This is a genomic window from Achromobacter sp. GbtcB20 (assembly GCF_019091095.1).
Classification (GTDB): domain Bacteria; phylum Pseudomonadota; class Gammaproteobacteria; order Burkholderiales; family Burkholderiaceae_B; genus Achromobacter; species Achromobacter mucicolens.
In genome coordinates this window covers 1-385 of record NZ_JAGXJZ010000285.1, presented here as the reverse complement: position 1 = coordinate 385, position 385 = coordinate 1, and the positions used below count along the sequence as shown (strand labels likewise).

The window sequence follows — 385 nt, the reverse complement described above, 5'->3', positions numbered from 1 at the left end:
AGGCCAGCATCACGCCCGGCACCTCGGCCAGGCGCGCGCGTTCCTTGAGCGCGCGGATGACGTCGAGTCCGTCGACCGGCGGCATGCGCAGGTCGACCAGCATCACGGTCGGTCCGAACGCCTCGGCCACCGGCACGGCCTGCAGCGGATCCTGCAGGTATTCGACGACGAAACCGGTCTCGTCGGCCAGCATGGCCTGCATCAGTTCCGCGTTGATGGGCTGGTCGTCGATCAGGAGGAGACGGTGTTCGGTCATGGGATTGGATAGGGAAGTGAGGCGGCGCGCCCGGCCGCGCAGTGCGCGACGGCGCACGGCGACGGGCCGGCGCCGGCGATGCTGTGTTCCAGGTCGAGGAGGACGTAGGGTTTCGGCAGCAACACGATG

Annotated in this window: 1 protein-coding gene; it reads right to left on the bottom strand. The window is 68.8% G+C overall.

The features are described 5' to 3' along the window. On the bottom strand, positions 1–256 hold a 256-nt coding region (locus KVT32_RS29005), incomplete at its 3' end, for a response regulator (protein WP_217619304.1). Between the last annotated feature and the right edge of the window lie 129 nt (positions 257–385).